Annotated in this window: 12 protein-coding genes; 8 read left to right on the forward strand and 4 right to left on the reverse strand. The window is 64.0% G+C overall.

Annotation, left to right across the window (positions count from 1 at the left end; translation table 11 throughout):
- Window positions 1-261 precede the first annotated feature (261 nt).
- Together IVB48_RS31215 and IVB48_RS31220 are read left to right on the forward strand one after the other, a co-directional pair.
- Window positions 262-1,479 (forward strand): OpgC domain-containing protein, encoded by a 1,218-nt coding sequence (locus IVB48_RS31215; RefSeq protein WP_247406137.1) that lies wholly within the window; start codon window positions 262-264, stop codon window positions 1,477-1,479.
- A gap of 46 nt (window positions 1,480-1,525) precedes the next feature.
- Window positions 1,526-2,014: a DUF2059 domain-containing protein gene (locus tag IVB48_RS31220; RefSeq protein ID WP_247283386.1), complete on the forward strand. Its 489-nt coding sequence runs from the start codon at window positions 1,526-1,528 to the stop codon at window positions 2,012-2,014.
- A 49-nt stretch (window positions 2,015-2,063) separates the two neighbouring features.
- Here IVB48_RS31220 and IVB48_RS31225 read toward each other — a convergent pair whose 3' ends face one another.
- The gene (locus IVB48_RS31225) at window positions 2,064-3,266 is read right to left on the reverse strand and encodes an ABC transporter substrate-binding protein (RefSeq protein ID WP_247362875.1); all 1,203 of its coding nucleotides are present in this window, start codon (window positions 3,264-3,266) and stop codon (window positions 2,064-2,066) included.
- 212 nt (window positions 3,267-3,478) lie between these two features.
- Here IVB48_RS31225 and IVB48_RS31230 point away from each other — a divergent pair, with 212 nt between their 5' ends.
- Both IVB48_RS31230 and IVB48_RS31235 read left to right on the forward strand, forming a co-directional pair.
- A complete protein-coding gene (locus tag IVB48_RS31230) occupies window positions 3,479-5,092 on the forward strand; it encodes an acyl-CoA synthetase (protein ID WP_247406140.1) in 1,614 nt (537 codons plus the stop codon).
- Window positions 5,093-5,108: 16 nt separating this feature from the next.
- Window positions 5,109-6,116: an NAD(P)-dependent alcohol dehydrogenase gene (locus IVB48_RS31235; RefSeq protein ID WP_247406144.1), complete on the forward strand. Its 1,008-nt coding sequence runs from the start codon at window positions 5,109-5,111 to the stop codon at window positions 6,114-6,116.
- A 144-nt stretch (window positions 6,117-6,260) separates the two neighbouring features.
- Here the strand turns inward: IVB48_RS31235 and IVB48_RS31240 are convergent, their stop codons facing one another.
- Window positions 6,261-7,463, reverse strand: coding sequence for an MFS transporter (locus IVB48_RS31240; protein WP_247283394.1), 1,203 nt, complete (start codon window positions 7,461-7,463; stop codon window positions 6,261-6,263).
- 192 nt (window positions 7,464-7,655) lie between these two features.
- Between IVB48_RS31240 and IVB48_RS31245 the strand changes: the two genes are divergently transcribed.
- From IVB48_RS31245 to IVB48_RS31255, 3 genes are all read left to right on the forward strand, one after another.
- Window positions 7,656-8,456 (forward strand): MBL fold metallo-hydrolase, encoded by an 801-nt coding sequence (locus IVB48_RS31245; protein ID WP_027570133.1) that lies wholly within the window; start codon window positions 7,656-7,658, stop codon window positions 8,454-8,456.
- 148 nt (window positions 8,457-8,604) lie between these two features.
- A complete protein-coding gene (locus IVB48_RS31250; RefSeq protein WP_247406147.1) occupies window positions 8,605-9,621 on the forward strand; it encodes an alpha/beta fold hydrolase in 1,017 nt (338 codons plus the stop codon).
- Window positions 9,622-9,636: 15 nt separating this feature from the next.
- Window positions 9,637-10,584, forward strand: coding sequence for a fatty acid desaturase (locus IVB48_RS31255; protein ID WP_247406150.1), 948 nt, complete (start codon window positions 9,637-9,639; stop codon window positions 10,582-10,584).
- A 67-nt stretch (window positions 10,585-10,651) separates the two neighbouring features.
- Here IVB48_RS31255 and IVB48_RS31260 read toward each other — a convergent pair whose 3' ends face one another.
- Together IVB48_RS31260 and IVB48_RS31265 are read right to left on the reverse strand one after the other, a co-directional pair.
- Complete coding sequence (locus IVB48_RS31260; protein WP_247406153.1) at window positions 10,652-10,885, reverse strand: hypothetical protein; 234 nt, start codon at window positions 10,883-10,885, stop codon at window positions 10,652-10,654.
- A 99-nt stretch (window positions 10,886-10,984) separates the two neighbouring features.
- Window positions 10,985-12,004 (reverse strand): YafY family protein, encoded by a 1,020-nt coding sequence (locus tag IVB48_RS31265; protein ID WP_247406156.1) that lies wholly within the window; start codon window positions 12,002-12,004, stop codon window positions 10,985-10,987.
- A gap of 83 nt (window positions 12,005-12,087) precedes the next feature.
- Here IVB48_RS31265 and IVB48_RS31270 point away from each other — a divergent pair, with 83 nt between their 5' ends.
- Window positions 12,088-12,732 carry a glutathione S-transferase family protein gene (locus IVB48_RS31270; RefSeq protein ID WP_247406158.1) on the forward strand — a complete coding sequence of 215 codons (645 nt, stop codon included), beginning with the start codon at window positions 12,088-12,090 and terminating at the stop codon, window positions 12,730-12,732.
- Window positions 12,733-12,747: the final 15 nt, after the last annotated feature.

The raw sequence follows: 12,747 nt of genomic DNA on the forward strand, positions 1-12,747 counted from the left end.
ATAAATTCAGCAGGCGTCGCAAGGAGTTAGCTACTGTGCATGGGGTTGTTTTCGCCCGTTTATCTTGAAGGGCCCTTCATGGCGCGGCGCAGAGGACGGCACGCTGGCGCGGCCCGCTCCGATGACTATGCCCTTGCACGCGCAGCAAGGTCGGCTACCGTCGGCCCTGGCCACACGGCCAGGCGACTTTTGATTTCAATTTTTTAGCATTCGATTTTCCGGCGCCGCGACGGCGCGACGCCCACCGAACGAGGCGGGGCCATGATTACACGGGACCAGTCAGCGCTGCTCGCGCCGGTCGAGCGCGACCTGCGGCTCGATCTCTTCCGCGGCATCGGTCTGTGGATGATCTTCCTCGACCACATCCCGCACGACGTCGTGGCCTGGCTGACCTTGCGCAATTACGGCTTCAGCGACGCCGCCGAATTCTTCGTCTTCATCTCCGGTTATCTGGTCGGCTGGATCTACGGCCCGATCGTCGCGGGCGGCTGGTTTGCCGCCGCGCTGAAGCGGCTGTGGCGGCGCGCGATCGAGATGTATGTCGCCCACATCATGCTGTTCCTGCTGTTCACGGCGCAGATCGCCCGCACCGCGCGCCGCTTCGACAATCCGATGTACGAGCACGAGTTCAACGTGTTCAATTTCCTGTCGCATCCGGACGAGCTGATCGGGCAGGCGATCCTCCTGAAGTACAAGCCGGTCAATCTCGACGTGCTGCCGCTCTACATCACGCTGGTGTTCGCCTCGCCTTTCATCGTGTGGTGCCTGGTGCGGCGGCCGAACCTGACGCTCGCCGCGTCCGTGGTGCTCTACGTGCTGGCGCGCTGGTTCGACTGGAACGTCGCCTCCTATCCGCCCGGCACGCACTGGTACTTCAACCCGTTCTGCTGGCAGCTGATGTTCGTGTTCGCGGCCTGGTGCGGCATCGGCCAGATCGACAAGATCGCGACATGGGTGTGGTCCAAGGCGGCGATGGCGCTGGCTGCGGCCTGGCTCGCCTTCGCGCTGCTGATCGTGATGACCTGGCACGTCCCCGTGCTCGAAGCCCTGATCCCGAAATGGATGATCAAGGCGATCTACCCGATCGACAAGACCGACCTCGACATGCTGCGCTTCACGCATTTCCTGGCGCTGGCGATCTGGGTGACGCATCTCATCTCGCGTAAATGGCGGACCCTGCACGGGGCATGGCTGCGCCCCGTGATCCTCTGCGGCCAGCATTCGCTGCCGATCTTCTGCCTCGGCGTCTTCCTGTCGTTCTCGGCGCACTGGATCCTGACGCAATACACCAAGGGGGTCTGGGAGCAGCTCGCGGTCTCCGTCGTCGGCATCGTCATCATGATCGCAGCCGCCTGGCTGCTCGACCGGGCCGGACGGGTGCCGAACCTGTTCGTGAAGGTGACGGAGATCGAGGAGGCCGACACCGTCCTGGAAAGCGCGCCCGCGGACAGGTCTGCCGTGGCGCCCGCGGGTCATTGAGGTTCGCCGGCCTGTATTTTGGCGGAGAGATCCAACGGAGAAGTTCATGTCCAGACTTGTGTTGATGATCGCCGGCGCCCTCCTGCTCCTGATTTGTGGTGCGTCGGCGCAAGCACCGTCGCCGGAGGCGATGAGCGCGGCGCGCAAGCTCGTGGTCACCTTGAAGATCGCGGACCAGTATCGCGCGCTGTTGCCGCAACTCCTGCTCAAGCTGAGGCCCGTGGTCGCGCAGGACAGGCCGGAGATCGAGCGCGACTATGACGCGGTGACGGCACCCGGTTCCGAGATCTACACCCCGGCCCTCAACTCGATGGTCGATCAGGTCTCAGCCCTCTATGCCCAGAGCTTCAGCATCGACGAGCTGCGTCAGATCGAGGCTTTCTATGTCCAGCCGGCCGGGAAGAAGCTTCTGGAGAAGTCGGATGCGCTGGCGCAGGCAAGCGCGCAGATCGGCCAGGACGTCGGCCAGAAGACGGCGGACGAGTTGAAGCAGCGCCTGATCGAGGCGCTGCGCCAGAAGGGGCACAAGCTTTGAGCTTATACCGACAGGGCTCGCGACCCTATACCTTGTCCGTCCTGCTGGCTCACTTCACAAGAGGGCAGCCGCCGTCCTTCAGGGGCCGGAAGGCCTGGTCGGCAGCGACTTCGGCGAGCAGCTTGTAGTAGTCCCACGGGCCCTTGGACTCCTCGGGCTTCTTCACCTGGAACAGATACATGCTGTGCACCATGCGGCCGTCTTCGCGTAAGCTGCCGTTGTCGGTGAAGGCATCCTTCACCGGCAACTCGCGCATCTTGGCCATGACGGTTTTGGTGTCCCTTGTGCCGGCGGCCTGCACCGCCTTCAGGTAGTGCAGCGTCGCGCTGTAGGTCGCCGCCTGGTTCATCGTCGGCATGCGCTTGACGCGCTCCATGAAACGCTTGCCGAAAGCGCGGGTCTTGTCGTTGAGGTCCCAGTAATAGGCCTCGGTGATGATCAGTCCCTGCGCGAGCTTCAGCCCTAAGCTGTGCACGTCGGAGATGAACATCACGATCGCAGCCAGGTTCTGGCCGCCGGCGACGATGCCGAACTCACCGGCCTGCTTGATTGCGTTGATGGTGTCGCCGCCGCCGTTCGCAAGCCCGATGATCTTGGCCTTGGAGGCCTGGGCCTGGAGCAGGAAGGAGGAGAAGTCCGCGGTGTTTAGCGGATGCTTGACGCTGCCGAGCACCTTGCCGCCCGCGGCCCTCACGACGTCGCCGGTGTCGCGTTCGATCGAATGGCCGAACACATAATCCGCGGTGAGGAAAAACCAGCTGTCGCCGCCGTTCTTGACGATGGCGCTGCCAACCGTGTGCGCGTTGGAATAAGTGTCGTAGGTCCAGTGCGCGGTGTAGGGCGAGCAGGACTTTCCGGTAATGTCGGAGCTCGCCGCATCCGTCACGATCATGATCTTCTCGTACTGCTTCGACAGCTCCATCACCGCGAGCGCGGTGGCGGATGTCGGCAGGTCGATGATCATATCGACGCCTTCGGTCTCCCACCACTTTCGCGCGATGGTCGAGGCGACATCGGGCTTGTTCAGCACATCGGCGCTGACCATGTCGATAGGCTTGCCGAACATCTGCCCGCCGAAATCCTCGATCGCCATTTTGGTGGCCTCGACATTCCCCTGGCCTCCGATGTCGGAATAGACCGAGGAGAAGTCGGAGAGCACGCCGATCTTGAGCGGCGCCTGCTGGGCGAGAGACGGGCTGATCAGAAACGCAGTCAATCCGGCCGCTAGGGCGGCACGCATAATTCGGCACATGGCATTTCCCCAAACTCTATCGTTGGTGCACGAGGCTAGATTTGCCCCCCTGAAGCGTCAACTCTTGCGTAACGGCGCCGCGCTCGCTGGCTGATTTGACGCGGCCGGTTGCCCCGACTACGCTTTTGCAGAGAACAAGAAGCGGGTGAATGCGGTGGCCTGACCTGTGCTCAGGCGGCCCTCGCGAAGAGAAAAAATCCAGGGGAACGGAAATGACCGGCGATATCGCAGCCACCATCTCGAAGGCCCGCGAGCATTCCATCGGCGACCTTCTGCGCCGCGCAGCGGGTCGCGATCCTGGCAAGCTCGCGGTCAGCTGCGGCAATGTGAGCTGGACTTTTGCCGAGATGGACGCGATCTGCAATCGGCTCGGCCGCGGCCTGCTTGGCCTCGGCGTGAAAAAGGGTGACCGCTTCGCCGTGCTCTCGCGCAATTCGCACGCCTTTGCGGCGCTCCGGTTCGCATTGGCCCGGATCGGCGCGGTGCTGGTGCCGATCAACTTCATGCTCAATCCGGACGAGATCAACTTCATCCTGAAGAGCTCCGGCGCAAAGCTGCTCGCGGCCGGCCCTGATTTCGTCGAGTCCGCGCGCGCGGCCAGCGCCAGGGATTGCGCGGTCGAGAAGATGATCTGGCTGCCGGGTGAGGATCCTGCCACGGCGCCCGCGGGCCTCACCAGCTTCGACGATCTGCTCGATGCCGACGGCTCGTACCTCGAGGCGTCGGTCGACAGTCGCGATCTCGCGCAGATCGTCTACACCAGCGGTACGGAGTCGCTGCCCAAGGGCGCGATGCTGACCCATGAAGCGGTGATGTGGCAGTATGTCAGCTGCATCATCGACGGCGGCATGAGCGTGGACGACAAATTCCTGCACGCGCTTCCGCTCTATCATTGCGCGCAGCTCGACGTGTTCCTGGGGCCGCAAATCTATCTCGGCGCCTCCGGCGTGATCACGGGCAAGCCGACCGCCGACAACATTCTGTCATTGATCCAGACGCACAGGATCACGTCGTTCTTTGCGCCGCCGACGATCTGGATCGCGATGCTGCGCTCGCCCAATTTCGACAACACGGATTTGTCGACCTTGCAGAAGGGTTATTACGGCGCCTCGATCATGCCGGTGGAGGTGTTGCTCGAGCTTCAGCGCCGCCTGCCCAGCGTGAAATTCTGGAATTTCTACGGCCAGACCGAGATCGCGCCGCTCGCGACCGTGCTGGGTCCCGCGGACCAGCTGCGCAAGGCCGGCTCTGCCGGCAAGCCCGTGCTCAATGTCGAGACCCGCGTGGTCAATACTTCAATGGAGGATGTGAAGGTCGGCGAGGTCGGCGAGATCGTGCACCGCTCGCCGCATCTGCTCTCCGGCTATTACAACGATCCGGTCAAGACGGCGGCGGCGTTCTCCGGCGGCTGGTTTCACTCCGGCGATCTCGCCACCGTCGATGACGAGGGCCACATCACCGTGGTCGATCGAGTCAAGGACATGATCAAGACGGGCGGCGAAAACGTCGCCAGCCGCGAGGTCGAGGAGATGGTCTACCGCATCCCTGCCGTGTCGGAGGTTGCGGTGGTAGGCCTGCCCGATCCGCGCTGGATCGAGGCGGTGACTGCGATCGTCGTGGTCAAGAGCGGCGAGAAGCTCGACGAGGAGTCCGTCATCAGGCATTGCGCCGGCCAGATGGCGCATTTCAAGGTGCCCAAGCGCGTCATCTTCGTCGATGCCCTGCCCAAGAACCCGAGCGGCAAGCTGCTCAAGCGCGAGCTGCGCCAGCGCTTCGTCGGCAGCGAAACGCTCGACAAGGCGATCCAGAAGAATTTTGGGACCTGACGCGGAGCGCCCGACCATGAAAGTCTGGCAAATCGCGCGGGACTGGTCGATCGAGGGAATGGAGCTCGCCGATCTACCCGAGCCCAAGCCCGGTCCGGGGCAGGTCGCGGTGCGCATGCGGGCGGCATCGCTGAATTATCGCGATCTGCTCACGGTGCAGGGCAAGGGTGGCGTCACCAGATTGCCGCTGATCCCGTTCTCCGATGGCGCCGGCGAGGTGATCGCCGCCGGCGACGGCGTTTCCCGCGTAGCAGTCGGGGACCGCGTCTGCCCGATGTTCTTCCAATCGTGGATCGACGGAGCGGTTTCAGCCGCGAGCCGGCGCTACGCGCTCGGTGGCACGCGTCCGGGTGTGTTGCAGGAAGTCATGTTGCTGGACGCGGAGGGTGTCAGCCGCATTCCGTCGCATCTCTCTTTCCAGGAAGCGGCGACGCTGCCTTGCGCCGGGCTAACCGCCTGGCGCGCACTGTTCGAGGAAGCCAAGGTGAAGCCCGGCGACACCGTTCTGGTGCAGGGTACCGGCGGCGTGTCGATCTTCGCATTGCAATTTGCCAAACTTGCAGGCGGGAGCGTGATCGTAACGTCATCGAGTGACGAGAAGCTCGAACGCGCTCGTGCGCTCGGCGCCGATCACACGATCAACTATCGCTCGGTTCCTGAGTGGGGCAAGGCCGCGGCAGAGTGGACCGGCGGCGGCGTCGACCACGTCGTCGAGGTCGGCGGCAAGGATACGTTCTCGCAGTCACTCGAGGCGGCGCGGATCGGCGGTACCATTCTGGTGATTGGCGTGCTCTCCGGCTTCTCGCAGCAGATCGCGATTCCAAGCCTGTTCTCCAAGAATTTGCACGTCATCGGCCTCTCTGTCGGCAGCCGCCGTATGTTCGAGGGTATGACGGCAGCGATTAGCCGCAATGGCATGAAGCCGGTGATCGACCGCAGTTTTGCCTTCGATGCCGTGCCCGACGCGTTGCGGTTGATGCAGCAAGGCAGCCATTTCGGCAAGATCGTGGTGGAGTTTGGTTGAGCGGAATTCGGCGAGAGCTGCAGCGCGCAACTCGTCCTACATCGTCATTGCGAGCGCAGCGAAGCAATCCAGAATCTTTCCGCAGAGACAGCCTGGATTGCTTCGTCGCTTCCCTCCTCGCAATGACGGCTGAGAAGGCTCGCCTCAATACTTCTTTACAGCCGCGCCGAACGCGAACCACAGTGCCATGGACGCGAGGCCAAAACCGCCGAGCAGCAGGAAGGTCGGGCCGTAGCCGATCCATTGCGCGATCCAGCCGCCCAGCGCGGGGCTGAGGCTCGCGCCGATGCCCTGCACGGTGATGACGGCGCCCTGGCCGAGATTGATGCGGCCGGTGCCGTTGAGCGAGCGCGCGACCATGCCCGGGACGGCAACCGTCTGGAGCCCGGTGCCGATGCCGTCGAGCACCTGCATCGGCACGACGCCCCACCATCCCGTGACGAAGAAGGCGAGCACGCCGCGGATGGGCAGGAACATGAAGGAGACGAGGATGATAGGCCAGTAGTTGCGCTTGCTCGCCGCCTTCATGGCGATCAGCGAGGTGATGACCATGACGCCTTGTGCGATCACCACGGTGGTCGCGACGAAGCTCGGGCCGTTGGCCTGGCCTTCGGCGACCGCCGCCAGGCTATAGAGCGGCACGATGGCGGCGTTGCCGAGATGGAATAGCGCGAGCGCCAGTGCCAGCACGAGCAGCGCGCGGTGCTTGAGCAGCATCGTGAGCGCGTCCGGCGCGCTGTCGGGATCGTCCTCCTTGCTGCCGCGCGCGGCGCGATCGTCGATCGCCTTGGCCGGGATCATCATCACGCAAGCGATCGCGATGGCGCCGAAGATTGCCGCCAGCACGAACACGGAGACATAGCCGAACCTGTAACCGAGATAGCCCGACAGCGCGGCGCCGACCATGTTGCCGGCGTGGTTGAACGCCTGGTTACGGCCGTTGAGCGCGTTGAAGCCCTTCTGCTTGGCGATGCCGAGCGTGATGCCGGTTACCGCCGGCACGATCGCAGCGCTCGCCAGCGATTGTGCGACCTGCGAGAATGTCACCGCCCAGAAATTCTGCGAGATCAGGATGATCGCGGAGGCGAGCACCACGCAGATGCCGGGAATCACAACCCACATGCGCTTGTTGCGGCTGGCGTCGATGAAGCCGCCGATCGGCGTCGTGATCAGCATGCCCGCGACATTGCCGATCGTCATCGCGGTGCCGATCAATCCGCTGGCCCAGCCGCGCTCCTGGAGGAAGACGCCGACGAACGGGCCAATGCCCGACTGCATGTCGGCCATGAAGAAGTTGAGAGCGAACAGGGGCCAGATACGAGACGAGGAGGGGGACCGCGATGTCATCGATACCAAAAACGTGGTCTCAGCCGGGATACGGCGGGTGGGACATGATCCTTTCAGCCAATCGATCTGGCACGGACGAGAGTTTAACGAGCGCTGATCGGGTTGGTTCCAGGTCTCGCCCGGTCGGTGGGGCTTGCGGTCACCGCCAGCAATTCCTTATTGACGTTGGATCGTCTCTGTCGGGAGTACGGCATGCCCCTCTGGACCTGCGAAACCTGCGGCGCGCAATTTCCGGGCGAAAATCCGCCAACGTCCTGTGAAATTTGCGAGGACGAACGGCAATACGTCGGGTGGAAGGGCCAGACTTTCCTCACGCGCGAGGCGCTCTCGGAACGTCACCGCATGGTCTGGCGCGACGATCTCGGCCTGACCGGCCTCGCGCTCGAGCCAAGCTTTGCCATCGGCCAGCGCGCGCTGCTGGTGCCGCTCGCGGACGGCTGGCTGATGTGGGACTGCGTCCCGCTGGCGACGCCGGAGGCGATCGCGCATGTGCGGTCACTCGGCGGCCTGAAGGCGATCGCGATCTCGCATCCGCATTACTATGGCGCGCTCGCCGATTGGAGCGAGGCGTTTGGCGGGGTGCCGGTCTATTTGCACGCCGATGATCGCCAATGGGTGACGCGTCCGCATGCGGCGATCGTGCACTGGACCGGCGACAGCCATCGCATCTCCGACGATGTGCTGCTGCTGCGCACCGGCGGTCATTTCGCCGGCGCCGCCATGCTGCATCACGCGAGCGGTGCGGACGGCAAGGGCGCGCTACTCACCGGCGATATCGCGCAGGTCACGATGGATCGCCGCTTCGTCAGCTTCATGTACTCCTATCCGAACTACATGCCACTCAATGCCGCCGCGGTGCGACGGATTGCGGCTGCCGTCGAGCCGCTGGCCTTCGATCGCATCTACGGCGCCTGGTGGGGCCGCAACATCGCCGCAAGCGCCAAGGCCGCATTCGCGGCCTCTGTCGCGCGCTATCTCGCCGCCATCGCCTGACCCGGCGCGCGACCGGATTTATCTTGCTGGTCCATAATAAATGGACTATAAGTACAGTTATTGGACGCGACGATGCGTCTGCGGGACCGGCATTATCGATGCATCGCTGTTTCCGCGGCGCGCTGCCGCGTGAGCGGGAGTTCGGTCGATGACGGCAGGGCGGGACTACGAGATTTTCGAGGCCGGCGACGTCGCGCTCCGGTCCGGGACCATCGTCCCTTCGCTCAAGCTCGCCTACAAGACCTACGGCACGCTCAGTCCGGACAAGGACAACGTGATTCTCTATCCGACCTCGTTCAGCGCGCAGCACACCGACACCGAGTGGCTGATTGGCCCCGACGGGGTGCTCGACGCCACGCGCTACTTCATCATCATCCCGAATCTGTTCGGTAACGGGCTGTCGTCCTCGCCGTCGAATACCGCCGCGCCGTTCCCGATCCTGACCTATCACGATGCCATCGCGGTCCAGCACCGGCTGCTCACCGAGCGGTTCGGCATCTCGAAGCTTGCCCTGGTCTATGGCTGGTCGATGGGCGGCATGCAGGCCTATCACTGGGCGGCGCTGCATCCCGATATGGTCGAGCGGGCGGCCGTCGTCTGCGGCAGTGCCCGTTGCGCGCCCTATAATTACGTCTTCCTGGAAAGCGTGAAGGCCGCGCTGACCGCCGATCCCGCCTTCCGCGACGGCCGCTTCGTCGAGAAGCCTGTCGCGGGCTATCGCGCCATGGGGCGCGTCTACGCAGGTTGGGCGATGTCGCACGGCTTCTATCGCGACGAGATCTGGCGCGAAGCAGGCTTCACCTCGCTGGACGACTATCTCGTCCGCACCTGGGATGCGGCGTTTGCCCGGCGCGATGCCAACGATCTCCTGGCGCAGATCGGGATCTGGCAGAACGGCGATGTCAGCCGCTGCACGACCTTCGATGGCGATTTCGATCGCGCACTCGGTGCGATCAACGCGCACATGTTGCTGATGCCCGGTGCGACCGACCGCTATTTCGACCTCCGCGACAACGAGGACGAACTCGGCCAGCTGGTCAATGCGCGCTCTGCGGTGCTGCATCCGATCCCGTCGCTGCACGGCCATCGCGCCGGCAACCCCGTCAACAATGCGCGCGATCGGGCCTTCATCAAGGCCGAGATCGCAGAGCTTCTCGGCAAGTAGGGCAGGCATCCGATCATGATCGACGCAACCGTTTCAGAGTCCGGCCATCGGCTGAAGCCGCTGGCGCCGGCGATGCTGCGTGAACTGTCGGTGCGGTCCAACCTCAGGGGTGCCGTGCAGAGCCTCGGCCATTACGGCGTGATCCTGCTGATCGGCGGGCTGATCTGGATGGTCGCCTCACGCCATGGCGTGCTCTGGGCGCTGCCGCTGATGGCGGTGCAAGGCTATCTCGTCGCCTTCCTGTTCATGGCTGTGCACGAGACCGCACACAAGACCGCGTTCAAAAGCCGCGGTCTCAACCTCGTGGTCGGCTATCTCTCAGGCTTCATCATCGGATTGCCCTACGAATATTATTGCCTGTTTCACTGGGACCATCATCGCTACACCCAGGATCCTGACAAGGACCCCGAACTGATCGTCGGCGTGAAGCCCACATCGGACACGCAGCTCGCGATCGCCTATAGCGGCCTGCTTCAGGTCGCCGGACGCTTGCGGTTGATGCTCGACCATGCCGTCACCGGCAAGGTCGTCGTGCCCTGGATCCCCGAGAACAGACGCACCATCATCGTCACCGAGGCGCGCGCTTACGTCGCACTTTATGCGCTGCTGCTCGTGCTCTCGCTGTGGTTCTCGTCGGCGCTGCTGCTCTGGGTCTGGATCGTGCCGCTGATCATTGGGCAGTTCTTCCTGCGGCCCTATCTCTACGCCGAGCACACCGGCTGCGAGCGCACCCGCAGCGCATTCCAGAACACCCGCACCACCTACACCGGCGCAATCGTCAAATGGGTTGCGTGGAATATGCCTTACCATGTCGAGCACCACGCTTATCCCACGATCCCGTTCCACGCGCTGCCGAAGCTGAACGGGATCGTCGACGGCGAGATCGTCCACCGCGGCCGCGGCTACATCAGGACGACGCGCGAGACCTGGGCCTGGTTTCGCCGACATAGACAGGCCGGCTAGCCGACGAAATTTGACGTGCAAAGCCCCGATCGCGGTGCGATCGGGGCTTTGTCGTGAATGCGGGATATCAGTAGATCCCGTACGCGCAGACGTTCACGACGCGGACGCGCAGGCCGTGGCGGGTCTGGACGACGCGCTCCTGATAGCAATTGTTGACGCCGCTGTTGACGTAGACCCCGCCAAAGCCCCAGCTGGGACCCCAGTGATGGTGGAAGCCGTGGGCCGACGCGGCGGTGGGGGTGAGAGCGGCAACGCCGAGCGAGCCGGCGACGATCAGACCAAGTGCAAGCTTACGAAACATCTTCATTCTCCAGTGTGGCGCAGGGGCCGTTGTTGTGTCCCTGCATCTCGGTCGAGCCGAAACGCGGATGCGTTCATGCAGGCAGGGGAGAATCGTGTTTCAGGAGTGTTTCGTCGGTCGCGGTGCGTTGCGCCGCCGTCCTGCTTTCCGCGCCGCGCGATAGCGCACAGCCATCGCTTCTGTCAGCTCGGCCATCTTCTCGCGCAGATCGGCCGGCTCCAGTACTTCGGCCTCGGGCCCGAGCCGCAACAATTCGGCGGCGGCATGCCATGACGTCTTGCCGGTCGGCACTCTGGCAATGCGCCAGCCGTCCGCATCCGCGGTCTCTTCGAGCTGCGTACGCGCCCTGACGTAAGGCTGGCTCAGCGCGTCGAGCAGTTTCACGCCGAAGGGCGACAGCCGAGCGATCGCGACATTGGGATGCATCTCGGCCTCGAGACGCAGCGTTGCGTCCCGCCAATAGGCGGCGAGATCGAAACCGGCGGGCCGCTCACAGCGATCTTCGAGCGCCGTGCAGTCGAGCACGCGCGCGACTCGATAGGTCCGCACGCTGCCGTCGACCAGACCTGCCAGATACCAGCTGCCACCTTTCAGCACGAGACCGAGCGGCGCGACGCGACGCTGCTTCTCGGCGCGCCAGCTCTGGTAGCGGATCTTGATCAGTGTCCCGCGCAGGGTCGCGGCGGCGATGGTGCGCAGATGCTTGGGTTCTTCCGCCTCGCCGAACCAGCCCGGCGCGTCGAGGTGAAAACGCTCCTGCATCCGTCCGGCGTCTTCGCGCAAATTGGCGGGCAGGGCGGCCATCAGCTTGTTCTGTGCGGCGATCATCGCCGCATCCAGCCCGAACGCCGCCGCCGGGCCCGGCAATCCCGCCAGGAACAGCGCTTCCGCCTCGCTTTGCGACAGACCGTTCAGCCGCACGCGATAGCCGTCGAGCAGGCGATAGCCGCCCTCCGCACCGCGGTCGGCATAGACGGGGACGCCGGACGCCGCGAGCGCGTCGATGTCGCGGTAGATCGTGCGCACCGAGACTTCGCAGGCCTCCGCGAGCTCGGGCGCGGTGACGTGCCCCTTGGCCTGCAAGGTGGTGAGGATCGACAGCATCCGGCTCGCGCGCATGGTCCCTTAAACCATACCTGACATAGGATGTCAGGTATGGTCCGCTACAATGCCATTTGCCAGCCGGCCAGATGGAGACCGCCATGACCGATCCGAACCGCATCACGCTGTATTATTCGCCGCAAAGCCGCGCCACCGGCACGCGGGTGCTGCTGGAGGAACTGGGGGCGCCCTATGATCTTCATGTCCTCAACATGAAGGCGGGCGAGCAGCGCCAGCCGGCCTACCTCGCCATCAACCCGCTCGGCAAGGTGCCAGCGATCCACCACAGCGGGCAGCTTGTGACCGAGCAGGTCGCGATCACCATCTACCTCGCCGATTTGTTTCCGCAGGCCGGGCTCACACCCGCGCTGAACGATCCGCTGCGCGGCCCCTATCTGCGCTGGATCGCCTATTACGGCGCCTCGTTCGAGCCGGCCCTGATCGACAAGTTCATGCAGCGCGAGCCGGCACCGATCACGCAATCGCCTTATGCCGACTATGACACCATGCTTGGCGCGCTCGAGGCGCAGCTGTCGAAGGGACCGTATCTGCTCGGCGAGCGCATGACGGCCGCGGATGTGCTGTGGGGCGTCGCGTTCAGCTGGACCATGATGTTCGGCATTGTGCCGAAAAAGGACGTGTTCGTCCGCTATGCCGAACGCATGACCTCGCGGCCGGCGTTCCAGCGCATCAACGCGGCCGACGCCGAGATGGCTACGCAGCATGCTGCGGCGCTTCAGGGCTGAGTGATAAGGTTGAAG

Source organism: Bradyrhizobium sp. 76, from assembly GCF_023073025.1.
GTDB lineage: Bacteria > Pseudomonadota > Alphaproteobacteria > Rhizobiales > Xanthobacteraceae > Bradyrhizobium.